We start from the raw sequence: 351 nt of genomic DNA on the forward strand, positions 1-351 counted from the left end.
TGATATCCGTCTACTGCTTGTTCTTTCACTTCATACTTGTATGCCTTACCTTCGGCATCGTATGCCGCTAAATCTGTAAACGCATATTTCCATTCGCTTGCTACGCTCACTTCTTTTGTATCGATCACCTTGCCATTTTGTAGTAGGTCGACTTTGATTGCTTTTGGACGTCCTTCACCATTTCCGTCCTTCCATATCTTCGATCCTTCTACTTTTGTTTGACCAACCTTTGTATTCGTGATGTCATAACCTTTTACTTCTGTTTGATATCCGTCTACTGCTTGTTCTTTCACTTCATACTTGTATGCCTTACCTTCGGCATCATATGCCGCTAAATCTTTGAATTCATAT

General features: G+C 40.2%; 1 protein-coding gene. It reads right to left on the reverse strand.

All coding sequences use genetic code 11. From position 1 onward, the window contains the following. Nucleotides 1-351: Cna B-type domain-containing protein (locus MR071_RS25170; protein ID WP_242238246.1), on the reverse strand; the 351-nt coding region annotated here is incomplete at both ends.

The sequence above is a fragment of the Bacillus cereus group sp. BfR-BA-01316 genome (assembly GCF_022664195.1).
Taxonomy (GTDB): domain Bacteria; phylum Bacillota; class Bacilli; order Bacillales; family Bacillaceae_G; genus Bacillus_A.